This is a genomic window from Mesorhizobium sp. M0028 (assembly GCF_040323855.1).
Taxonomy (GTDB): Bacteria; Pseudomonadota; Alphaproteobacteria; order Rhizobiales; family Rhizobiaceae; genus Mesorhizobium.
On record NZ_JAMYVG010000019.1, the window covers coordinates 93,028 to 114,765 of the forward strand.

The 21,738-nt window shown below is 62.5% G+C and carries 23 protein-coding genes; 15 read left to right on the forward strand and 8 right to left on the reverse strand.

The annotated features are described in order from the left end of the window. Positions 1 to 33: 33 nt before the first annotated feature. Positions 34 to 738, reverse strand: coding sequence for an MgtC/SapB family protein (locus NKJ93_RS26315; RefSeq protein ID WP_031194456.1), 705 nt, complete (start codon positions 736 to 738; stop codon positions 34 to 36). Between the two features lie 225 nt (positions 739 to 963). On the opposite strand from NKJ93_RS26315, the gene NKJ93_RS26320 reads away from it, so the two are divergent. Together NKJ93_RS26320 and NKJ93_RS26325 are read left to right on the forward strand one after the other, a co-directional pair. Next, a complete protein-coding gene (locus NKJ93_RS26320) occupies positions 964 to 1,131 on the forward strand; it encodes a hypothetical protein (RefSeq protein WP_023720543.1) in 168 nt (55 codons plus the stop codon). 30 nt (positions 1,132 to 1,161) lie between these two features. Beyond that, positions 1,162 to 2,160: an ATP-dependent DNA ligase gene (locus NKJ93_RS26325; RefSeq protein WP_023720544.1), complete on the forward strand. Its 999-nt coding sequence runs from the start codon at positions 1,162 to 1,164 to the stop codon at positions 2,158 to 2,160. Positions 2,161 to 2,301: 141 nt separating this feature from the next. Here NKJ93_RS26325 and NKJ93_RS26330 read toward each other — a convergent pair whose 3' ends face one another. Beyond that, on the reverse strand, positions 2,302 to 2,829 hold the full coding sequence (locus tag NKJ93_RS26330) for a YciE/YciF ferroxidase family protein (RefSeq protein ID WP_023720545.1): 528 nt from the start codon (positions 2,827 to 2,829) through the stop codon (positions 2,302 to 2,304). Positions 2,830 to 2,998: 169 nt separating this feature from the next. Continuing rightward, positions 2,999 to 3,715 carry a Crp/Fnr family transcriptional regulator gene (locus tag NKJ93_RS26335; RefSeq protein WP_352548102.1) on the reverse strand — a complete coding sequence of 239 codons (717 nt, stop codon included), beginning with the start codon at positions 3,713 to 3,715 and terminating at the stop codon, positions 2,999 to 3,001. Between the two features lie 495 nt (positions 3,716 to 4,210). Here NKJ93_RS26335 and NKJ93_RS26340 point away from each other — a divergent pair, with 495 nt between their 5' ends. Beyond that, complete coding sequence (locus tag NKJ93_RS26340) at positions 4,211 to 4,408, forward strand: hypothetical protein (protein WP_023720547.1); 198 nt, start codon at positions 4,211 to 4,213, stop codon at positions 4,406 to 4,408. 148 nt (positions 4,409 to 4,556) lie between these two features. Here the strand turns inward: NKJ93_RS26340 and NKJ93_RS26345 are convergent, their stop codons facing one another. Further along, on the reverse strand, positions 4,557 to 4,721 hold the full coding sequence (locus NKJ93_RS26345; protein WP_023720548.1) for a DUF3309 family protein: 165 nt from the start codon (positions 4,719 to 4,721) through the stop codon (positions 4,557 to 4,559). A 275-nt stretch (positions 4,722 to 4,996) separates the two neighbouring features. On the opposite strand from NKJ93_RS26345, the gene NKJ93_RS26350 reads away from it, so the two are divergent. Next, positions 4,997 to 5,308 (forward strand): hypothetical protein, encoded by a 312-nt coding sequence (locus tag NKJ93_RS26350; RefSeq protein ID WP_023720549.1) that lies wholly within the window; start codon positions 4,997 to 4,999, stop codon positions 5,306 to 5,308. 77 nt (positions 5,309 to 5,385) lie between these two features. Here NKJ93_RS26350 and NKJ93_RS26355 read toward each other — a convergent pair whose 3' ends face one another. Next, a complete protein-coding gene (locus NKJ93_RS26355) occupies positions 5,386 to 5,616 on the reverse strand; it encodes a hypothetical protein (RefSeq protein ID WP_156948137.1) in 231 nt (76 codons plus the stop codon). 281 nt (positions 5,617 to 5,897) lie between these two features. Between NKJ93_RS26355 and NKJ93_RS26360 the strand changes: the two genes are divergently transcribed. Together NKJ93_RS26360 and NKJ93_RS26365 are read left to right on the forward strand one after the other, a co-directional pair. Next, positions 5,898 to 6,416, forward strand: a complete 519-nt coding sequence (locus NKJ93_RS26360; protein ID WP_245278645.1) for a DUF4142 domain-containing protein — start codon at positions 5,898 to 5,900, stop codon at positions 6,414 to 6,416. Between the two features lie 237 nt (positions 6,417 to 6,653). After that, positions 6,654 to 6,896, forward strand: coding sequence for a hypothetical protein (locus NKJ93_RS26365; RefSeq protein WP_023720552.1), 243 nt, complete (start codon positions 6,654 to 6,656; stop codon positions 6,894 to 6,896). 95 nt (positions 6,897 to 6,991) lie between these two features. Here the strand turns inward: NKJ93_RS26365 and NKJ93_RS26370 are convergent, their stop codons facing one another. Next, positions 6,992 to 7,816, reverse strand: a complete 825-nt coding sequence (locus NKJ93_RS26370; RefSeq protein WP_502896335.1) for a DUF1236 domain-containing protein — start codon at positions 7,814 to 7,816, stop codon at positions 6,992 to 6,994. A 96-nt stretch (positions 7,817 to 7,912) separates the two neighbouring features. Between NKJ93_RS26370 and NKJ93_RS26375 the strand changes: the two genes are divergently transcribed. The 4 genes from NKJ93_RS26375 to NKJ93_RS26390 all read left to right on the forward strand — a co-directional run bounded on the left by NKJ93_RS26375 (position 7,913) and on the right by NKJ93_RS26390 (position 11,210). Continuing rightward, positions 7,913 to 8,212 (forward strand): DUF1236 domain-containing protein, encoded by a 300-nt coding sequence (locus NKJ93_RS26375; RefSeq protein ID WP_023720555.1) that lies wholly within the window; start codon positions 7,913 to 7,915, stop codon positions 8,210 to 8,212. Between the two features lie 313 nt (positions 8,213 to 8,525). Then, positions 8,526 to 9,374: a MetQ/NlpA family lipoprotein gene (locus NKJ93_RS26380; RefSeq protein WP_352481419.1), complete on the forward strand. Its 849-nt coding sequence runs from the start codon at positions 8,526 to 8,528 to the stop codon at positions 9,372 to 9,374. A 134-nt stretch (positions 9,375 to 9,508) separates the two neighbouring features. Then, positions 9,509 to 10,573, forward strand: a complete 1,065-nt coding sequence (locus NKJ93_RS26385; protein WP_156948146.1) for a methionine ABC transporter ATP-binding protein — start codon at positions 9,509 to 9,511, stop codon at positions 10,571 to 10,573. Then, on the forward strand, positions 10,554 to 11,210 hold the full coding sequence (locus tag NKJ93_RS26390) for a methionine ABC transporter permease (RefSeq protein WP_023720558.1): 657 nt from the start codon (positions 10,554 to 10,556) through the stop codon (positions 11,208 to 11,210). The genes NKJ93_RS26385 and NKJ93_RS26390 overlap by 20 nt, the downstream gene beginning before the upstream one ends. Positions 11,211 to 11,242: 32 nt before the next feature. Here NKJ93_RS26390 and NKJ93_RS26395 read toward each other — a convergent pair whose 3' ends face one another. Next, the gene (locus tag NKJ93_RS26395; RefSeq protein ID WP_352495105.1) at positions 11,243 to 12,985 is read right to left on the reverse strand and encodes a hydantoinase B/oxoprolinase family protein; all 1,743 of its coding nucleotides are present in this window, start codon (positions 12,983 to 12,985) and stop codon (positions 11,243 to 11,245) included. A 1-nt stretch (position 12,986) separates the two neighbouring features. Beyond that, the gene (locus NKJ93_RS26400) at positions 12,987 to 15,071 is read right to left on the reverse strand and encodes a hydantoinase/oxoprolinase family protein (protein WP_352591985.1); all 2,085 of its coding nucleotides are present in this window, start codon (positions 15,069 to 15,071) and stop codon (positions 12,987 to 12,989) included. 216 nt (positions 15,072 to 15,287) lie between these two features. On the opposite strand from NKJ93_RS26400, the gene NKJ93_RS26405 reads away from it, so the two are divergent. The 5 genes from NKJ93_RS26405 to NKJ93_RS26425 all read left to right on the forward strand — a co-directional run bounded on the left by NKJ93_RS26405 (position 15,288) and on the right by NKJ93_RS26425 (position 21,631). Then, positions 15,288 to 16,115 carry a ferredoxin--NADP reductase gene (locus NKJ93_RS26405; protein ID WP_352591988.1) on the forward strand — a complete coding sequence of 276 codons (828 nt, stop codon included), beginning with the start codon at positions 15,288 to 15,290 and terminating at the stop codon, positions 16,113 to 16,115. Positions 16,116 to 16,278: 163 nt separating this feature from the next. After that, positions 16,279 to 17,328: a deoxyribose-phosphate aldolase gene (gene deoC, locus NKJ93_RS26410; RefSeq protein WP_031194457.1), complete on the forward strand. Its 1,050-nt coding sequence runs from the start codon at positions 16,279 to 16,281 to the stop codon at positions 17,326 to 17,328. 13 nt (positions 17,329 to 17,341) lie between these two features. Next, the gene (locus tag NKJ93_RS26415) at positions 17,342 to 19,714 is read left to right on the forward strand and encodes an aldehyde dehydrogenase family protein (RefSeq protein ID WP_352591991.1); all 2,373 of its coding nucleotides are present in this window, start codon (positions 17,342 to 17,344) and stop codon (positions 19,712 to 19,714) included. 177 nt (positions 19,715 to 19,891) lie between these two features. Continuing rightward, a complete protein-coding gene (locus NKJ93_RS26420; RefSeq protein ID WP_352495108.1) occupies positions 19,892 to 20,623 on the forward strand; it encodes an SDR family oxidoreductase in 732 nt (243 codons plus the stop codon). Positions 20,624 to 20,785: 162 nt separating this feature from the next. After that, positions 20,786 to 21,631, forward strand: coding sequence for a fumarylacetoacetate hydrolase family protein (locus NKJ93_RS26425; protein ID WP_023720565.1), 846 nt, complete (start codon positions 20,786 to 20,788; stop codon positions 21,629 to 21,631). Positions 21,632 to 21,738 lie beyond the last annotated feature (107 nt).

Genomic DNA, 21,738 nt, shown 5'->3' on the forward strand with positions numbered 1-21,738 from the left:
CGGTTCGGCGTTTCCGTGAAACGATGAACCGCTCTACCGGGCAGGCTCGCTGAGGAGATCAAACTTCTGGATCTCGCAATGCTCGCCCACCGATGCCAGCAGATCCATTGGCGGTGCGCCAGTGTCGGGCCGCCTCCAACTGATCTCGAACGAGAACACAGGGTCCTTGAGATCTGGGCGCCTCTCTATTGCGACGAGGCGTGCCTGGTAGCCAAGCGGCCCGATGAGCGCATCGAGCTCCTGTCGAGCCGCGGCCTTCCACGTCAGTGCCAACTGGGCATGGTGTTCGCGCGACATTCGAAGGTCCACCCATTTCAGGACCAGCAAAGTGGCCAGCGTCAGCGCCGTGCCGGCCGCGCCCAAGCCGTATTGGCCACCACCGAAAGCCAATCCGATCGCCGTCATCACCCACAACGTGGCCGCTGTGGTGACCCCGCTGACAAGATTGCCGCGGCGAAGAATGGCGCCACCGCCGATAAAGCCGACGCCGGTCAACACGCCCAGCGGAAAGCGCAGGACGTCCATCGATGCAAACGAATCCGGGTGCTTGCCAACGGTCTCCAGCAGAATACTGGCCTGGATCATTGTGATGGCGGCGGCCAATCCCACCAGCACGGTGGTGCGTAGCCCCGCCGCGTGCCCGCGCGCCTCCCTGTTGAGGCCTATCAAAAGGCCTGCGAGCGCGGTCAGAAGCAGCCGTGCCGCGATGTCTTGCCAAACCGGAACAACGAGGAGCATCGCGGTCACCCGTCAGGCCAAGCGCTGCTGGCCTGGATTGGCGCCAGGGTCAAAGCGAACAAGGGTAACAGCGTCTTCATCGCAAATTCTTTTCGTCGATAAGCAACAAACGATGCGCTTAGGTTTTGGTTGCGCAGCCGACGATTCACCTCGGCTATGGGCAGCGACGGAACAAAACCTTCGGCCCGGGGTTGGTGGGTTCACGCCAACGAAGGATTTTCAAACATGGTCCGCTTGCTGGTTGCCGGAGCCGTCGCTTATCTGGCCTATCGCATTACCAAGGAGATCGGCGGGTCCGACGAAGTCGATCCGCTGTCGCCTGCGCCCGACCAGACCGGCCGCAAGGTGGCGAGGCGGCAAAGCAGGGCCCAGGGGAATGGCCGACGGCGGTAGCGAATGCCTCAGCGGCGGCGCGGACCAGCCATGACCGCATTTCCGTTGCCGCTCGACCTTCGTCCGATGGAAGCCAAAGCCGCCGACGCAATTCCTGGCGGCGACGGGCTTTGGCAGTACGAACCGAAATGGGACGGGTTTCGGTGCCTCGTGTTCAAGGGTGACGATGCCGTCGATCTGCGTGCAAAATCGGGCAAGCCGCTTGGCCGCTATTTTCCCGAACTGATCGCGGTGCTGCGCGATGTGAGGTCGCGACGGTTTGTTGCCGACGGCGAGATCGTCATCGAGGTCGACGGATCGTCCTCGTTCGAGGCCCTGCAAATGCGCCTTCATCCAGCCGAAAGCAGGATCCGCAAGTTGAGCCTGGAGACGCCTGCCATGCTGGTCCTGTTCGATATGCTGGCCGAACCCGGCGGCAAGATTATCATCGAACAACCCCTCACCGACAGGAGACGGGCGATCGAGGCCTTTGTCGCGTCGGCGGGACGGCGCGAACTGCGCCTGTCCAAATGCACGCACGATGCCGCTACCGCCGAGCGCTGGCTGCAAGGCGCCGGCCATGGCTCGACCGACGGTGTTGTTGCAAAACTGATCGCCGAGCCATACCAGCCCGGCGAGCGCGCCATGGTCAAGGTCAAGCGGCTGCGCACTGCGGATTGCGTGGTCGGCGGCTTTCGCTATCTCGCCGGCAGCAACGAAGTCGGATCCCTGCTGCTTGGCCTCTACAATAACGAAGGCAGGTTGGACCATGTCGGATTCACCTCGACCATCGGCAAGGACGACAGGGCGGCGCTGACCAGACGGCTGGAAAAACTGCGGGCCAAACCGGGTTTCACCGGCGAGGCGCCGGGCGGGCCAAGCCGCTGGAGCACGGAGCGCAGCGCACAATGGGAACCGATAAAGCCTGAACTGGTGGTCGAGGTTCGTTTCGACCATGTGACAGGCGACCGGTTCCGGCACGGAACGAAGCTGTTGCGCTGGCGGCCGGACAAGGAGCCCCGGCAATGTACGTTCGAGCAGATGGAGTAAGTCCCGCCGGAGGCAACGCTTCAAGGCGCTCTTGGTGTTCCGTTCTGCCGCCTACGACGGAACCGATGCAGAATTCACTGGTTCGCCGCACTAGCCGAGCCTCGGCAATCCATTGCCGAGGCTCGGGATGCAGTCTGAAAATCAAGCGGCTTCTTGCATTGCGCGTTCGTTGACACCGCTTTCGCCGAGCTTGGAAAGCGCTTCGTCGGTCGCGACCTCTTCCTTGAGTGTTGCCCTGAGCAGTTCGACAACGTCGCTCTTGCCGAGTTCTTCCGCCCATGCGATCAAAGTGCCGTAACGAGCGATCTCGTAATGCTCGACGGCCTGCGCCGCGCCGACAAGCCCGGCGTCGAGCGCAGGAGCACCGTTATACTCCTCGAGCACTTCCGAGCCCTCTTCGATGATGCCGTCAATCGCTGGACAGGTCTTGCCGCGGGCCGGCTTGCCGAATTTCTCGAACACCTCCTCCAGGCGATCGACATGTCCTTCGGTTTCCATGTGGTGTTTCTCGAAGGCGGCAGTCACTTCTTCCGACTCCGCGCCCTTGGCCATTTTGGGCAACGCTTTCAGTATCTTCTTCTCGGCGTAGTAGAGGTCTTTGAGCCCGTCGAGGAACAGGTCCTCGAGGCCCTTGCTTGCCGCCTTCGCGGCCTTTTTCGTAGTCGGCATGGTCGTCTCCCGGGAGTTGGTGGCAGCCTCGCAAAGTAGAGGCGTCCGATAACCCTCCGATGGGAAACAAGTTCCCTGACGGTTCAGGAGCTTTGAAAATTTTTCCGACGGCACTTGTGTCGTATCGCAAGGGGCCTCGACCTGCGGTAGCAACAGGCGAGAAAAGCACTCAGCGCTCGCCGGTATGTCCGACCAGGCGGATATATTCGGCCTCGGCCAGGCCGTAGCCGCCATCCGCTAGCGAAACGAGACCATCGCGGTCGCGGATAATGATTTCGCCGCGGCGGGACCGGATGAGCCCTCGGCCCTCAAGCAGCTGGAGCGCGACCGTGACGCCCGGACGTCTTACGCCGAGCATGATCGACAGGAATTCGTGGGTGATCGTCAGCCGGTCGCCGGCCACCCGATCGTCACACATGAGCAGCCAGCGCGCCAGCCGGTCTTCAAGCTTCGATCGCGCGTTGACCAGCGCGGTGTAGCCGGTCTGGATATGCAGACACTGCACGTAGCGCAACAAAAACAGCCGCAATGTCGGGCTTTGCGTCAGCGCTGCCTTGAATGGCTCGGCATCTATCCTGGCGGCTTCTCCCGCCAGCTGCACATAGCAATCATGGACCATGCGGTCGTCGCCCATCACCAAGGCCGAGCCGGTCATACCTTCCAAGCCAATGAGGCCAACTTCCGCATCGCTGCCATTCGGCATTTTCGCAACCACTGAACCAATGCCGTCCTCGACGAAATAGATGGCCTCGATCGGTGATCCGGATACTTCGAGCGATTGCCGCAACTCCAGCGAACAGCGCTCGATGTGCGGCTCGAGAAATGCAAAATCGCCGGCGCTCATCCGGCGCAACAGCTTGTTTTTGAATAGATTTTGATTGGACATAGCTGGGCCCAAAACAGGGCAAGAGCTTTTTGATCTCCCAGCCGTCCGCGCCCGGTATAACCTGCTGACGATACGGCTTATATAAGCGCTGAAAGGTATGGAGCCTACTAAATAAATGAATTCGATGCACGGCAGTTTCTCCTGCCGCTTGCCTACGAAAACATCTGACTGAAAGTTAGAGTTGAAAACGTACCAAAGGTGCTTGGTACGAAATCGATAAATCAAAAATGTCGGGCGCGAAAGAGCCCGTCGCGAGGGATGCAACGGGCTCCATTCGGGCGTCGTGGGCTACGCCCAGTGATCCAAATGAGGGTGGCTTGGATCACTACAATAATGCAGGTGAAAGGCAGTCGTTCCCGATCTGTCCGCTCGGTAATTTCCGTACATTGAGTTTGGAGGCAAGCGGCGCTAATTGAATTTGAGTCATCCACACAGGCATGGCGAGTGGATGCTTGAAAGACGCTTCGCGCTTTCGCCCTTTTCAGGGAGGATGGCATGTCGATGCATGGTGCAGCAACTCCAGCCGAACTGAGCGTGCTGAGAAAAGCGCTCGACGACTGCTGCCGCGAGTTGGGTGTTGCGGACGACAGTCCGGTCCGCGAGCGGTTGGCCGCCCGTATCATGTCGCTGTTCAACGAGGGCGTGCTAAGCGCCGATCTAAAGGAAGCACTGGCCGCCGATCGCCAACACTAAAGCTGCTGCTATGGCGGGGTCCTCGGTGTCGAAGGGTCCGACGCCAGGTCGGCCTTTTTAGCCAGAGTCCTAGAGACTTTTCGTCTATTCACGACAAAACGCCCGCCGCTTATTACCCGGCGGCAGGCGTTTTGTCGTGAGCGTGACGCTAAATGCGCCCAAGCACGACCAAGATGATGACGATGAGCAGCACCAGGCCGAGGCCACCGCCACCGTAATAGCCGGTGCCGTAGAACGGTCCGCCGCCCAAGCCGCTGAAGCCGCCAAGCAAGGCAAGGACCAAGATGATGATGAGAATGGTTCCAAGGCCCATGATGTCTGCTCTCCTTGTTTGCGCTGCCGCCATTCGCATCAGCGCGTTCGCATTGTACAAAGGTATGAACTCGCAAGGAGCATTCCTGTTCCGGCGGGACAGCAAGGCGCACGCTCATGCAGCGAGGAAAACGCCGGGCTGTGCAATGGCGCGCCGGCCACCTTGAACACCTGAGAACATGCTGAATTCATAGGAAATTTGTCGGAACCTTCGCCCGCCCGAACGGTTGTTTTCGTAGTCGCAACGCGACGACCCTCGTAAAAAGGAGAAGCATCATGCTCACGAAAATTCTCGCAGCTTCGGCGCTTACGATCGGTCTGGCCACGTCAGCGATGGCCCAGAACGTCGGCGACCCCTCCGGAGCCGCTGCCGACGGCAGCGGGCGGACGGTCGTAGTCCCGGATAATGGCGGCCCTGACACCGGCACGGATTCGACCATCACCAACAGCATTCGCGATTTCTCAACGACGAATTCGAATGCCGACCGGAATTGCCCGCCGGGCCCGCAGGGGGCTCTGCCCGATGCGACCGGCAAGGCTCCGGGAACGATGGCGCCGACGGTGAACGATAACCACTGCGGCAAGTAAACGCCCTGTGATCATAGCCTGACGAGGCTGCGGAGCGTGCGCTCCGCAGCCTCGTCAGTTTGCCATGAATCAGCCGCCTAACGGCCGCGGTGGTCGAAGCTGACGGCGATCTCCCGACCGTCCAGCGCCCGAACGATGAAGCCAACCAGCTCCTCGTCGGTTTGCCGGCACCAAGGAAAGCGTCTGCGCAAATCGGCTATGACGACGGTGGTCGAGAGAATGTCGCCGGAATGGTAGTCGGCCATGATGGTGTGAACGGCAGCGTCGGTATCAATACCGATTCCTAGCGGCGACCTGATCTGCCCCACGGAAGCCTCCACCCATCTCTCCCAGCCAACGATAGCAAGACTGCGGCAAAGCGAAAGAGCTTGTACGATTCCGTACGATCTCGCGGCTTGCGTTGCACTTTGCGCGACGCGGCCGGCGTCCTTTGTTTTGCCTTTCCAAACCATTGTTTGGCGTCGCAGCGGCTCTGGCCGCCGCGACCAGGCAACCTCGCCGCAGCTTCCGCGTTGAGCCATCGGAGGGATGACATCAGCCTCGGAGAACTTCCATGAAAACACTTCTATCCATCACTGCGGCAGCGCTGATGGCCGGCGCGCCTTTGGCTGCTTTTGCCCAATCGGCGACGCTGACACCTCTGACGACCGACACCATGAGCAAGGTTGACACGGCGACGTTCGTGAAGACGGTGCCCATCGCCAATACATTTGAAATCGAGTCGAGCCGACTTGCACAGAAGCAGGCGACGGCCGACGATGTGAAGGCCTTCGCGGCGCAAATGGTCACGGACCACACCAAGGCCGGCGAGGACTTCAAGGCGGCGCTCAGCAAAGGTCAGACAACTTCGGCCACCACGCCGGCCGGCCCGCCGCTGGACACCAAGCACCAGGCGTTGCTCGACCAACTCAAGGAGGCCAGCGGGGACAGCTTCCAATCGAAATATATCGACATGCAGACCCAGGCGCATAAGGAAGCGGTGGCGCTGTTTTCCGCTTACTCAAATTCCGGCGACGATCCGGCGATGAAGGAGTTTGCCAAGAAGACGCTGCCGGTGCTGCAAATGCACGAACGTCACGTGAAGGATCTCGCTGCTGCGCATCAATGAGGGCGAAGACCGCCTGCGGTCTTGCCAACGGAAACGCCCCGGCATGAATGAAGCGGCTGTCGTCCGGCCCGGAACAAAGCACCGAGAGTGCCGTTATTCACCTGGCTTATTCCGGGGAGTATCCAATGGAAGGCGGCATTCGCGAGGCGCCAAGGGCATTAGCGCTGGGTTTCGGCGCCATCCTGGTCGCCGCTGTCACAGGCTGAAATCGCTTTCCGAACGGGACAGGCTGCCTTCATGCGCTACGGCGAGATATTTGCAAATGTTACGGCACTCATGTTGCTGGCCTTGATGATTGGCGGCGTCTTCGTCCTGTTTGGAGAGCCGCTGTGGCCGCGGCACTACGCGAGAATGGTGCTAGTTACGGATATCGAGGGCATGACCACCGCGTCAGTCCGAACAAGCTGCGTGCCCAGTCCATGCCTGCCCGACACCATCGATCACACCGTGCTCACTCCTCGCCCCGAGGACGGACCGTGATCTGCGATTTGCAGCAGACGCGGAGCGATGCGGAAAGGGCCGCCACGCGACCTGCGCGACGGACCCTTTGGTTCAATCAAACCGTCTGGCCGCGACTAGGTCAGGATAATCACGATCTTGTAGGTATTCGGGTCGACGATGACGATCCGACCATCGGCGAGCACGAAATACTCATAGCCTTCGTAAGCCGGAACGATCTTGACGATGCGCGCCGGCAGACGATGCAGCCGGACCTTCTTCCGCGGAACCTCGATGCCGACAGAGATGTCGAAATCGACGCTGGAAACGGGTTGGACGTTGGTCTCCTTGATGACCTGAGTGATCTGGGTTTTCTGTTCAACGGTCACATTGCTGATGGAAGCGGTCGAACTCTGGTCCTGCGTCTGCGTAGAAGCATTGCCCTGAGTCTGCTCGGTGGTCGTGGTCCCAGTCTTGCCCTGAGCCTGCTCCTCGGTCTTCATTTTCGTGTTGCCTTGGGCCTGCTCGGTAGTGGTGGTTCCGGTTTTGCCTTGGGCCTGTTCCTCGGTCTTCATCTTGGTGTTGCCCGTGGCCTGCTGGTCGGTCGTGGCGCCGGCCTTGCCTTGGGCTTGCTCGTCGGTCTTCAGCTTCGGTTTGCCCTGCGCCTGTTGATCAGTCGCAGCGCCGGCCTTGCCCTGAGCCTGCTCGTCCATCTTGGCGCCATTCTGGCAATTGGCAGCGCCGGCTGCGCAATTGGCGCCGGACTGGTCGTCGGTCGACTGCTGCGTCTGGGCAAGTGCAGCTCCGCAGCTGACGCTGATTGCTAGCAAGCTGGTGATCAGAACGCCTTTCATGAGAGATCTCCTTGGAAAATGCGTCCCTTCACCGCGTAAAACTGCGGCTAAAAAATTTTGTTCCAAACCAATGGAGCGAAACGGCAAGCGATCCGAGCGGCGGAACAAGCTCCACCTGATGACGTTACCCGCCTATAGCGACCCCGCTGCGAACAGCATGACGCGGCGCAGCGCAGAGGTGGCCCACCACGAAAGGAGACAATCATGAGCATGCATCTTTCGGCAGCCGCGGCTGGGTTCTTGCTGCTTGCGGGTATTGGCGCCGCTGCCGCTCAGGACGTGGTCATCGAACCGCAGCAGGAGACGATCGTACGCGAGTATGTGAAAAAGCAGCCTCTGGCGTCCGTCCAGCTTCCCGGCGTGGAGCTCAATGTCGGCTCGACCGTGCCCGATACCGTCGAGCTTCATGAGGTTCCCGACGTCAAATACCGCTATGTCGTCGTCGACAACCAGACCGTCCTGGTCGATCCGGGCACACGCAGGATCGTGAAGGTCATCCAGTGAGCAATGCGCGTCGTTTTTTGAAGGGACATGCGGCGCGTCCTGCATTGTCGACATCCCAAACTGGTGCCCGTGCCTGGGCATTCGGACGCAGAAAGGCCCGCCGTTCCGACGCACGGCGGGCCTCATAGCGGAGTCAGCGCGCTAGGCGGCAGCGTCCTGTGCTCGCTAGGCCAGAAACTTTGACAGAATATTCCAGGCTCCTCATTTGGCGGGAAATACCGTTCTTTGATCTGGCGATCAGCATTTCCGATGATGCCCGCAAGGCTTCGCATTCCGCTTGGCCGCAATGATTTCAAAACCGATGGGATTGACCATGCCTGGGACTATCAACACTTTGCTTCCATTCTTCTCAGCAACTATAAACCGGCGCGCCGGTCTGGCTGTACTTTTCGCGTCGGCGGTTGCGATTGTCGGCCTTGCTGCGCCGTCGTTCGCCGAAGACAAGACGGCGGTCAAGGTCGGCATCATGAGCGGCGAGGACGAGGATGTGTGGCGGGTCGTGACCGCCCAGGCGGCGGAGAGGGGGCTGACGATCGAGACCGTGGTGTTCAACGACTACACCCAGCCGAATGAAGCACTCGAGCGTGGCGAAATCGACGCCAACGCCTTCCAGCACAAGCCCTATCTCGACAACCAGATCAAGACGCAGGGCTATCACATCGTCCCGGTCGGCTATACCGGGGTCTGGCCGATCGGCCTCTATTCCAAGAAGTACGCGAAGATTGGCGACTTGCCCGAAGGCGCCGTCGTCGGCGTGCCGAACGATCCGTCCAATGAAGGGCGCGCGCTGCGTGTCCTGCAGAGCGAAGGTCTGATCAAGCTCAGGGAAGGAACCGGCATTCTGGCTACGACGACCGACATTGCCGAAAACCCGAAGAAATTGGTCGTCAAGGAGCTCGACGCTGGCATTGTCGGGCGCTCGGTGGAAGATCTCGACGGGGCCGTGGTCAACACGGATTGGGCGCTTAAAAGCGGCCTCACACCGGAGAACCGCATCGCCCAGGAGGCGGTGGCCGACAATCCCTACCGCAACTTCATCGCGGTCAAGGCCGGCAATGAAAACCAGCCCTGGGTAAAGACATTGGTCGCCTCCTACCAGAACGAAAAGGTGAAGGCCGAATTCGACCGGGTCTACAAGGGAACCGGCATCAGCGCCTATTGACACCGAGCTCGACTTGGCGCTGAAGCCCGGCATGATAAAGCGGTCCGCGCTCCAACGCGGACCGCGATCGCGTTTTGCGGGACACCAATACAGGAACTTTCATGAACCAGCATTTCGCCCCGGTCACCGAAGTCATGCATCCCGTCGGCAGCCGTTCCGCGGGACCGCACGATGTCGTACGCCTCATCGAGCTGAAGCGCCGCTTCGGCGCAACAGCGGCGCTGGACGGCGTATCGCTCAGCGTGCGCCAGGGCGAGATCCTCGGCATCATCGGCCGGAGCGGCGCCGGCAAGTCGACGCTGATACGCTGCCTAAACGGCCTGGAGCGGCCGGATACAGGACAGGTCTTCATCGAAGGCCGCGACATCAGCCGGCTCGGCGAGCGCGAATTGCAGCCGCTGCGCCGGCGTATCGGCATGATTTTCCAGCATTTCAACCTGCTGTCCGCCAAGACGGTCGAAGACAATGTAGCGCTGCCGCTCAAGATCGAAGGCCGGCCCAGGGCCGAACGCCTGGCGCGCGCTGCCGAGCTGCTCGAGCTCGTCGGCCTGTCGGAGAAGGCGAAAGCCTATCCGGCGTCGCTGTCGGGCGGACAGAAACAGCGCGTCGGCATTGCCCGGGCGCTTGCGGCGCGCCCAGCGCTGCTGCTGTCGGACGAAGCGACCTCGGCGTTGGACCCGGAGACAACGCGCTCCATCCTTGCCTTGCTCAGAGACATCAACCGGCAGCTCGGCCTGACCATCCTGCTCATCACCCATGAGATGGAGGTGATCCGTTCGATCGCCGACCGGGTCGCGGTGATCGACGCCGGACGAATCGTCGAGCAAGGGCCGGTGTGGTCGGTGTTTGCCGATCCGAAGTCGGCGATCACACAAAGCCTGCTCGGCGGCATCAGGCCGCAATTGCCGGCGGAGATCGCAAGCCGGCTAACGCAGAACGCCGGCGTGGAGGCGATCCTCAGGATCGACGTGGCGGGTGAGGCCGCGCGAAGCCCGCTTTTGTCCGATCTTGCCTCGGCAGTTCCCGGCTCGTTCCGCCTCGTTCATGGAGGCATCGATCACGTCCAGCAGCAGCCTGTCGGGACGCTGTTCGTCGCGGTCGCCGGTAGCAATGAAGCTCACCTGGCACAGGTGATCGCGTTCTTGAAAGCCCGCAATGCGCGGGTGGAGGTGCTTGGCCATGTCGCCAATTCTGTTTGAACTCCTGCTTCGATCCATCTGGGAAACGATCCTGATGACGGCCGCCTCCGGCCTCATCTCGCTGGTTTTCGGGCTGCCGCTCGGCCTGGCGCTGGTCGCCACCGACCGCGGCGGCATCGCCGAAAACCTGTGGGTGAACCGTGCGCTCGGCGCGGTCATCAACGGTTTCCGCTCGGTGCCTTTCATCATCCTGCTGGTTGCGCTGATCCCGGTGACGCGGCTGATCGTCGGCACCTCGATCGGCACATGGGCCGCCATCGTGCCGCTGTCGATCGCGGCCACGCCCTACTATGCCCGGATCGCCGAAGTGTCGCTGCGCGAGGTCGACCACGGGCTGATCGAAGCGGCGCGCGCCATGGGCGGCAACCGCTGGACGATCATCCGCGAGGTGCTGGTGCCGGAAGCGCTGCCCGGCATCGTCGCCGGCTTCACGGTGACGCTGGTGACGCTTATCGGCGCCTCGGCCATGGCCGGCGCCATCGGCGCCGGCGGGCTGGGCGACCTCGCCATCCGATACGGTTACCAGCGCTTCGAAACGTCAGTCATGATCGCCGTGGTCATCGTCCTGATCGTCCTGGTCTGCGGCATCCAGTGGGCCGGCGACCGGCTGGTCGCGAGGCTGGATCATCGGAACTGAGCGTGGCACAGCGGAGATGCTGGCCAGCATCGTCAGCCGGCGCGCTTCTTTTCGGTCGCTGCCCGGTCAATCGCCAACCCGTTCGCCGACAGCGCGACGCCGAACTTTTCGCCGGCTTCTGCGGGTGTGTAATAGCCTAGGGCGATATCCCGAGCGACCAATTCCGGATCACGCTGCCAGGGATTGCCGTAGCCGCCGCCGCCCGGCGTGCCAACTCGCACGCGGTCGCCGGCCTTCAGCGCGATGTCCTGTTCCTTGGAGAGGTGCGGCGGCACATGGGCCTCACCGTCGCGGAACACGGTCACCGTGTTGACCGCGCCGTCCTTGCCGCCGAGCGCGCCTTGCGGGCCGAAACGGCCATGGTCCATGACGAAGGAGGCGCGGGCGTCGCCACGCAGGATCTCGACCTCATAGGCGAGGCCAAAACCGCCGCGATGCTTGCCGGCGCCGCCCGAGCCTTCGCGCAACGCATAGTGGCGATAGAGCACAGGGAAAGCCTGTTCCATGATCTCGACCGGCGGCGATTTGGAAATGCCGATGGTCGAGCAGCCATTGGTCAGGCCATCATGATCGGCATTGCCGCCATAGCCGCCGCCGGATATCTGGTACATGACGTAGTCGCGGCCACGGAGCGGATCGTTGCCGCCGAGCGCGAAATTGCCGCTGGAGCCGGCGGGAGCCGCAGTCACCCTGTCCGGCAGCGCCTGCACCATGGCCGCGAACACCGCCTCGGCGATGCGCTGCGAAACCTCGGCCGCGCAGCCCGATACCGGCCGCGGATATTTGGCATCGAGGAAGGTGCCTTCTGGCCGCTTGACGATGAGCGGCTCGAAGGCGCCGGCGCTGATCGGTACGTCCGGAAAAATGTGGCGCATGGCGAGGTAGACCGAGGACAAGGTCGTCGCCAGCACGCTGTTCATCGGCCCGGCGCAGGGTTTTGACGAGCCTGAGAAGTCGAAGCGGAGCGTGTCGCCTTTTTTCTCGACGGCAAGCGCAATGGTCAGCGGCTCGTTCACCACCCCATCGGAATCGACGAAGGCCTGCGACCGGTAGATGCCATCGGGAATTGCCGCGATGTTGGCACGCATCTGTTCAGCGGCCCGGCGGCGCAATTCGGCGATTGCTTCGACGACTGTTTCGTCTCCGTAACGATCCAAAATGCCGTTGAGCCGGTCCTGGCCGATCAGCAGTGCTGCCGCTTGCGCGCGGATGTCGCCGATGCGCTGGTCGGCAACCCTGATGTTCGAGCAGATGATGGCGTAGATCTCAGGGTCGAGCACGCCCTTCTTGAACAATTTCACCGGCGGCAGCCGCAAGCCTTCCTGCTCCACCGCAGTCGCCGAGGCGGAGAAGCCGCCCGGCACCGAACCGCCAATGTCGGGCCAATGGCCGGTGTTCGACAGCCAGCAGAATATCTTGCCGTCGCGATAGACCGGCATGGCGAAGCGCACATCCATCAGATGGGTGCCGCCGAGATAAGGATCGTTGACGATGTAGATATCGCCCGGCTCGGGCGGCAGGCAGCGTCCGTCGGCGATCATCTCGATCACCGTTTTGGTCGAATACTGCATGACGCCGACGAACACCGGCAGGCCCTGGCTGCCTTGCGCGATCAGCGAACCATCGACTGCCGAATAGATGCCGTCGGAGCGGTCATTGGCCTCGGCGATGACGGGCGAGAAAGCGGCGCGCGAAAACGTCAGGTCCATCTCGTCACAGACCTGCTGCAGCGCCGCCTGGAGGACCGAAAGGGTGATGGCGTCGAGCTTTTGCATCTCAGGCCTCACCAATGTCGATGATGATGTTGCCGTCGGCATCCGAGCGCGCCCGGTCGCCGGGCTCGAGCACGGTTGTGGCATCCATCTGTTCGAGGATCGCCGGGCCTTCGATGATGGCGTCGAGCGGCAACTTTTCCCTACTGTAGACCGGCGTGTCGTACCAGCGCCCGCCATACCAGACCGGCCGGATCTCGCGCCGCGCCTCTTCGAGCGTTTTGGCGCGGCCAGCCGGATCGATCAGCCGCGACAGATCGATCGCCGGCCGCACGCCGGTCACCGAGGTGTTGAGATTGACCAGATTGGCGCGGATTTCCGGCAGCTCGACCTTGAAGCGGGCGAAATAGGCCTTCTCGAACAGTTGCTGCAGGACCTCGCGCGTCACCGCAAACGACGGCAGCGGCACGTTAATAATATGCGTCTGGCCGACGAACTGCATGTCGGCGGAATGCGTGACGCGGATCGTCTCCGGCTTCACCGCTTCCTTGCCGATCAACTCTTCGCCTTCGTTTCGGTGCCGTTCCAATATAGCTTGGAGCTGGGCTTCATCGAGCCCCGCCACCGGCTGGTTGACCGTGTTGACGAAGTCATGGCGCAGATCGGCGACGACGCAGCCGAGCGCATTGGTAATGCCCGGCCGCGCCGGCACCAGCACCCGCGGCAGGCCGAGCTCGCGCGCCAGGGCGGTCGCATGCAGCGGCCCGGCGCCGCCGAAGGCGAACAGCGCGAAATCGCGCGGGTCGTGACCGCGCGACACCGAGACCATGCGGATGGCGCCCGCCATCTTCATGTTGCCCAGCCGCAGCACCGCACCCGCCGCCTCGATGCCGGACAGGCCGGTAGGTCGCCCGATCCTGTCCTCGAATATGCCCGTGACATGTTCGACGGTGACCGGGTTTTCCACCGCCAGCAGCTTTTTCGGCGCCAGCCGGCCGAGCACCAGATTGGCGTCGGTGATGGTCGGCTCCAAGCCGCCGCGGCCGTAGCAGATCGGCCCGGGATTGGCGCCGGCGCTTTCCGGGCCGATCTGGATCAGGCCGGCCGCGTCGACGCGGGCGATCGAGCCGCCGCCGGCGCCGACCGTGTGCACCGCCACCATCGGCACGTGGATCGGCATCGCATATTCGATCTCGATCTCGTTCGACACCGCCGGTTCGGCCTTGCGGATCAGCGCCACGTCGGTCGAGGTGCCGCCCATGTCGTAGGTGACCAGGTTTTCGAAGCCGGCGCGCTTGCCGGTATAGGCCGCGGCAATGACGCCGGAGGCGGGGCCGGACATAACGGTCTTGGCCGATTCACGTGTGACAAAGCGGGCCGATATCATGCCGCCATTGCCGTTCATGATCAGGAAGTCGCGGGCGTAGCCTTTTGACGTCAGCTCCTTGCGCAGCCGTTCGACGTAGCGTTCGAGGATCGGTTGCACCGAGGCGTTGACCGAAGCGGTCACCCCGCGCTCGAATTCGCGCGCTTCCGAAAGCAGCGCATGGCCTGTCGTGATGTAGCCGTTCGGCCAAAGCTCGGCGCCGATCTCGGCCGCGCGCCGCTCATGCGCCGGGTTGGCGTAGGAATGCAGGAAATGGATGACGAGCGATTCGCAGCCGGCTTCGATCAGTTGTGAAATCGCTGCCCGCATCTCGGCCTCGTCGAGCGGTATGCGCACCGCGCCCGAGGCCTCGACCCGCTCCGACACTTCGAGCCGCAGATTGCGCGGAATGATCGGCACAAAGGCGCCTGTCATGCCATAGGCTTGCGGCCGTGTCCGCCGGCCAAGCTCGATGACGTCACGAAAGCCGCGCGTGGTGATCATGCCGGTTTTGGCCAGCCGGCGCTCCAGCACCGCGTTGGTTGTGGTCGTCGTGCCGTGCACGATGAGGTCGATGCCGTCCACGCGAAAGCCGGTGGCACCAAGAGCTGCAACGACGCCGAAAGCCTGGTTGTCGACCGTGGTCGGGGTCTTGGCGATATGCACCCGGCCACCATCACGGCCGTCGATCAGAAGCAGATCGGTAAAGGTGCCACCGACATCGATACCGGCGACGACGCTGCCCCTCGAATCCAGAGCTTGCGCCGAAAAATTCTGTTCCATTGTCGAAACCCGAAATGCCCGAACTGCTTACATGCCTCAGTTTGGAAAGCTGTTTTACGGCGACGTCTTGACGCAAATATCGTTTGTATACTAATAAATTCCGGACACAAGAGCTTACCGCTTCGGAGTGTGCAAGGGCACGCAGGAACCTGACCGGTTCGGGCGCGCAGGTGATAATTTGGCCCGGCGCTGAGCTGGCCCAGAAGGTTAGGTTTGATGAACACCACATCCGCGTTCAACACCGTCGGCGCCCGGCCGTTGCAGTTCCCGATACCGGCCAATGTCTATGCCGAAACCGTGGTCTCGGTGAAGCACTATACCGACCGGCTGTTTTCGTTCCGCATCACCCGGCCGCAGTCGCTGCGCTTCCGCTCCGGCGAGTTCGTCATGATCGGCCTGCCCAATGCCGAGAAGCCGGTGTTCCGCGCCTATTCGATCGCCAGCCCGTCCTGGGACGACGAGCTGGAATTCTTCTCGATCAAGGTGCCGGACGGCCCGCTTACCTCGGAGCTGCAGAAGATCCAGATCGGCGATACCGTCATCATGCGGCAGAAGTCGACCGGCACGCTGGTGGTCGACGCGCTGACGCCGGCCAAGCGCCTGTTCATGATCTCGACCGGCACCGGCATTGCGCCCTTCGCCAGCCTGCTGCGCGATCCCGACACCTATGAGAAGTTCGGTGAAGTCGTGCTGACCCACACCTGCCGCGACAATGCCGAGCTCATCTACGGCCAGGAACTGGTGGCCGCGCTGGAGAACGACCCGCTGATCGGCGAACTGACCGGCGGCCGCGTCACGCTCTATAATTCGACGACGCGTGAGACGTCCGAACGCATGGGCCGCATCACCGCGCTGATCGGCTCGGGCAAATTCTACACCGATCTCGGCATCGACAAGCTCAATCCCGAGACCGATCGCATCATGATCTGCGGCTCGATGCATATGCTGAAAGACGTGAAGGAACTGGCCGAAAGCCTCGACTTCCAGGAAGGCTCGCTGCATCATCCGGCAAGCTTCGTAGTCGAGCGCGCCTTCGTCGGCTGAGACGCGGCAGTTCAGCGTCCACTGCTTTGAGACCCTGATTTTGACCGGACGGTCAAAAATCGGCTGCCTTGACTGTCTTTTTCCGCTATGACCGCCTGAAGGACTCGTGAAGCGCTGCTTCACGGTCTATCTTCGGCATAAGTCGCTGAACAAGGGGCAGGAGATGAGCAGCACAATCCGCGAAACCGATCTCGGCACGTCCAAGATCACGCCGCTGCCGGCGCGCGCCGCCGCCAATGCGCCGATGCCGCAGGCCCATGCTATTGCTCGCAATCCCGGCATGAGGCTCGATCTTGGCTTCATGGAATCGATGCGCAGCGTCAACCGCTCGGCGCTGGAACGCCGCGTCGCCAGCCTGACCAAAAGACGCTCGATCAAGGCCGATAACCAGGCTGCCTGGCTGCTGCGCGCCGTCGCCTGCATGGACCTGACGACGCTGAACTCGAACGATACGGAAGAGCGCGTGCGCCGGCTCTGTGCCAAGGCGGTCAACCCGTTCCGCCGCGACATTGCCGAGGGGCTCGGCATTGCCGGTGAAAACATCCGTCCGGCGGCGGTCTGCGTCTATCATCCCTTCGTCGCCACTGCCGTCGAAGCACTGCGCGGCAGCGGCATCCGTGTCGCCGCCGTTTCCACGGCTTTCCCGCATGGCCTTGCCCCGCTTTCGACGCGTCTGCAGGAGATCGAAGCATCGGTCCGCGACGGCGCCGACGAGATCGACGTCGTCATCCCGCGCGGCTTGGTTTTTGGGGCGAAATGGCAGGAGCTCTATAACGAGATCGTCTCGATGCGGGCCGCCTGCGGCGAGGCGCATCTGAAGGTGATCCTCGGCACAGGCGACCTCGCCACGCTGCGCAATGTCATGCTCGCCTCGATGGTGGCGATGATGGCGGGTGCGGACTTCATCAAGACCTCGACCGGCAAGGAAAGCGTCAACGCGACACTGCCGGTTGGCCTTGCCATGGTGCGCGCCATCCGCGCCTATTTCGAGGAAACCGGCTATCTCATCGGCTTCAAGCCGGCCGGTGGCATTTCCACGGCAAAAGCCTCGCTCGATTGGCTGGTGCTGATGAAAGAAGAGCTGGGCCGGCCGTGGTTGGAGCCGGAGCTGTTCCGCTTCGGAGCATCGAGCCTTTTGACCGACATCGAGCGCCAGCTCGAGCATCACCTGACCGGCCACTACTCGGCCAATCATCGCCACGCAATGGCGTGATTCGGAGCGCTTCATGAACATTCTCGAACGCTATCACGCCATGGATTACGGCCCGGCGCCGGAGGCCCGCAACGAGGCCGATGCCTGGCTGACGACCCGTGATTTCTCGAAAGCCCTGTTCATCGGCGGCGACTGGAAAGCAGCTGCAAATGGAAAGACCTTCGACACCAGCGATCCCGCCTCCGGCAAATTGCTGGCCAAGGTCTCGGATGCCGGTGCTGCCGATATCGATGCGGCGGTTTCGGCCGCCACAAAAGCGCTGCCGAAATGGAGCGCCAGCACCGGTTATCAACGCGCCAAAGGGCTCTATGCCATCGGCCGCGCCATGCAGCGCCACCAACGGCTGTTCGCGGTGCTGGAATCGATCGACAACGGCAAGCCGATCCGCGAAAGCCGCGACATCGACGTGCCGCTGGCGATCCGTCATTTCATCCATCATGCCGGCTGGGCGCAGGCGCTGGACAGGGACTTTCCAGCCCATAAGGGCGTCGGCGTCGTCGGCCAGATCATCCCGTGGAACTTCCCGCTTTTGATGCTGGCCTGGAAGATCGCGCCGGCGCTCGCTGCGGGCTGCACCGTGGTGCTGAAGCCCGCGGAATTCACGCCGCTCACCGCGATCCTGTTCGCCGAAATCTGTGAACGCGCCGGCGTGCCGAAGGGCGTCGTCAACATCGTCCAGGGCGGGCCGGAAGCGGGTGGGGCAATCGTCAATCATCCCGGCATCCAGAAGATCGCCTTCACCGGTTCGTCCGAGGTCGGCAAGATCATCCGCAAGGCCACCGCCGGTTCGGGCAAGAAACTTTCGCTGGAGCTTGGCGGCAAGTCGGCCTTCGTCGTTTTCGAGGATGCCGATCTCGACAGCGCCGTCGAGGGTCTGGTCGACGGCATCTGGTTCAACCAGGGCCAGGTCTGCTGTGCCGGCTCGCGCCTTCTGGTGCAGGAAGGCATCGCCGACGCCTTCATCGCCAAGGTCAAGACGCGGATGAGCCGGCTGCGCGTCGGCAGCCCGCTCGACAAGAACACCGATATCGGCCCGCTGGTCGATTTGACCCAACTCGACCGCGTCAAGGGCCTGATTGCCGAAGGCGCCAAGCAGGGCGCGATATGCTGGCAGCCGGACTCGGCACTGCCCGCCTCGGGCTATTACCATCTGCCAACGCTGGCGACAGGTGTTTCGCCGGCTAACATTCTGGCCCAGGAAGAGGTGTTCGGGCCGGTGCTGGCGACCATGACCTTCCGCAATACCGAGGAAGCGGTCGAGCTCGCCAACAACACACGCTATGGCCTAGCCGCCTCGGTGTGGAGCGAGAACATCAATCTTGCGCTGCACGTCGCGCCGCAATTGAAGGCCGGCGTCGTCTGGGTCAACGGCACCAACATGTTCGACGCCGCCTGCGGCTTCGGCGGCTATCGCGAGAGCGGCTTCGGCCGCGAAGGCGGGCGCGAGGGCATGTTCGAGTACCTCTCGGCAAAACTGCCGCTCGGCCCGATCATCAAACCGGCTGTGGCCACTGCCCAGCCCATCGAGCGCCCGGAAGGCGATGCCATCGACCGCACGGCAAAGCTGTTCATCGGCGGTAAGCAGGTCCGGCCGGACGGCAATTATTCCCTTGCCGTCGCCAGCGCCAAGGGCAAGCTCGCCGGCGAGGTCGGTCTCGGCAACCGCAAGGATATCCGCGACGCCGTCGCGGCCGCGCGCGCCTGCAAGGCCTGGCCGGAAGCGACCGCCTACAATCGCAGCCAGGTGCTTTACTATCTGGCCGAAAACCTGTCCGGCCGCGCCGACGAGTTTGCCGCCCGTCTGACCCAGCTCACCGGCGCGACGGCCAAGGCGGCGAGTGAAGAGGTCGAGCTATCGATCGAGCGGCTGTTCCTCTATGCCGGGCTTGCGGACAAGTTCGAGGGCCGCGTCCACCAGCCGCCGGCCCGTGCCGTCACATTGGCGCTGCACGAACCGGTCGGCGTCGTCGGCATCGTCGCGTCGGACAACGCACCTTTGCTCGGCCTGATCTCGCTGGTTGCGCCGGCGCTCGCCATGGGCAACACCGTGGTCGCCGTGCCGTCCGAACGATATCCACTGCTTGCCACCGACCTTTACCAGGTCATCGAATATTCCGACGTTCCGGCGGGCGCCATCAATATCGTTACGGGCCGTAGCGCCGAGCTGGCCGGCGTGCTGGCCAAGCACGACGATGTCGACGGGCTCTGGATGTTCGCCGATGCCGAGACCTGTGCCAAGGCGGAGGCCGAGTCCATCGGCAATCTCAAGCGTGTCTGGACCGGCAACGGCCACAGCCTTGACTGGACATCGGGCGAAGCAGCCGGCGATGCCTTGCTGCGCCGTGCGATCGAGGTCAAGAACGTCTGGGTGCCCTACGGCGACTGAGTGTCCCGGAGGGACGTCCGGGCTTGACGGGCCAAAAGATGTTCTTTACCGAGAAAAAACATTTGGCCGGCAGGGCGAATATCGAAACAGGCGGGATGGTGGTGCCCGTCTGGCACATTGCGCCCCGGCCTTGTGCCGGTAAAAGCCGAACGATCACAGACGGGCGAGGAGAAAAGCATGGCGGATCTGACAGGCAAGGTCGTTGTCGTCACGGCGGCGGCGCAAGGCATCGGCCGGGCAAGTGCGCTGGCTTTCGCCAAGGCCGGCGCCGTCGTCCATGCCACCGACATCAACGAAGTGGTGCTCGCCGACCTCGGCAAGACCCCCGGTATCAAGACCCGCAAGCTGGATGTCCTAAACGACGAGGCGGTGAACGTCGCTTTTGCCGAGATCGGCGCCGTCGACGTGCTGTTCAACTGCGCCGGCTTCGTCCATTCCGGCTCGATCCTCGAGATGAAGGACGGCGATCTCGACTTTGCCTATGATCTCAATGTCCGCTCGATGATCCGCACCATCCGCGCCGTGCTGCCCGGCATGCTTGAGCGCGGCGACGGCTCGATCATCAACATGGCGTCGCTGGCCAGCTCGACCAAGGGCGTGCCCAACCGTTTCGTCTATGGCCTGACCAAGGCGGCCGTTATCGGCCTGACCAAATCGGTTGCCGCCGACTATGTCGGCAAGGGCATACGCTGCAATGCGATCTGCCCGGGCACGGTCGAAAGCCCGTCGCTGCACGACCGCATGCACGCGCAGGGCGACTACGAAGCAGCCCGCGCCGCCTTCATCGCCCGTCAGCCGATGGGCCGGCTCGGCACGCCCGAGGAAATCGCCGACCTCGCCGTCTATCTCGCCGGTGCCACCTATACGTCGGGGCAGGCCTATAATATCGACGGTGGCTGGTCGATCTAGGAGTCTGAAAATCCAATTCTGCCGGGCGCCTGGCGCGGCGTCCGCGCTTGCCTAGGCTCACGTACTTTAAGTACGCTCCGCTCCGGTTCTCGAAACCCACGCCATTCGCCGCAGCGGAGCGAGTTTGCAAACGGCCTCTGGTCGCAACTGGGAGAAAACTGCATGAAACTGCTACGCTATGGCGAGGCGGGGAGCGAACGCCCTGGCCTCCTTGATGCGGATGGAACGATCCGCGACCTCTCCGCCCATGTCACCGACATTGCCGGCAGGGCGATCGACCCGGCATCGCTCGAGTCATTGTCGAAGCTCGATCCGAAATCGCTGCCGGCAGTTTCCGGCAAACCGCGCATCGGCGCCTGCGTCGCCGGCACCGGCAAATTCATCTGCATAGGCCTCAACTATTCCGACCATGCCGCAGAAACCGGCGCAACCGTGCCGCCGGAGCCGATCATCTTCATGAAGGCAAGCTCGGCCATTGTCGGGCCGAACGACGACGTGCTGATCCCGCGCGGCTCGGTGAAGACCGATTGGGAAGTCGAGCTCGGCGTGGTCATCGGCAAGACCGCTAAATATGTCACCGAAGCCGAGGCGCTGGACTATGTCGCCGGCTACTGCGTCGCACATGACGTCTCTGAACGCGCCTTCCAGGCCGAGCGGCAGGGCCAGTGGACCAAGGGCAAGTCCTGCGACACATTCGGGCCGATCGGCCCGTGGCTGGTGACCAAGGACGAGGTCAAGGACCCGCAGAACATTCCGATGTGGCTGACGGTCAACGGCAAGACCATGCAGAACGGCTCGACCAAGACCATGGTGTTCGGCGTCGCTTATCTCGTGTCTTATCTCAGCCAGTTCATGTCGCTGCATCCAGGCGACATCATCTCGACCGGCACGCCGCCCGGCGTCGGCCTCGGCATGAAGCCGCCGGTGTTCCTGAAGCCCGGCGATGTGGTCGAGCTCGGTATCGAAGGGCTGGGTATCCAGAAGCAGACGTTCAGGGCGGATGCGTAGAAACCTTCCCTTCTCCCCTTGTGGACCTGTTGGGCAGTCATGAGCAAAAGCTTGCGGCGGCGGGGTTGCGGCGGTTGTTCGCTTGTTTGCGGGGGATTTGACGTCTT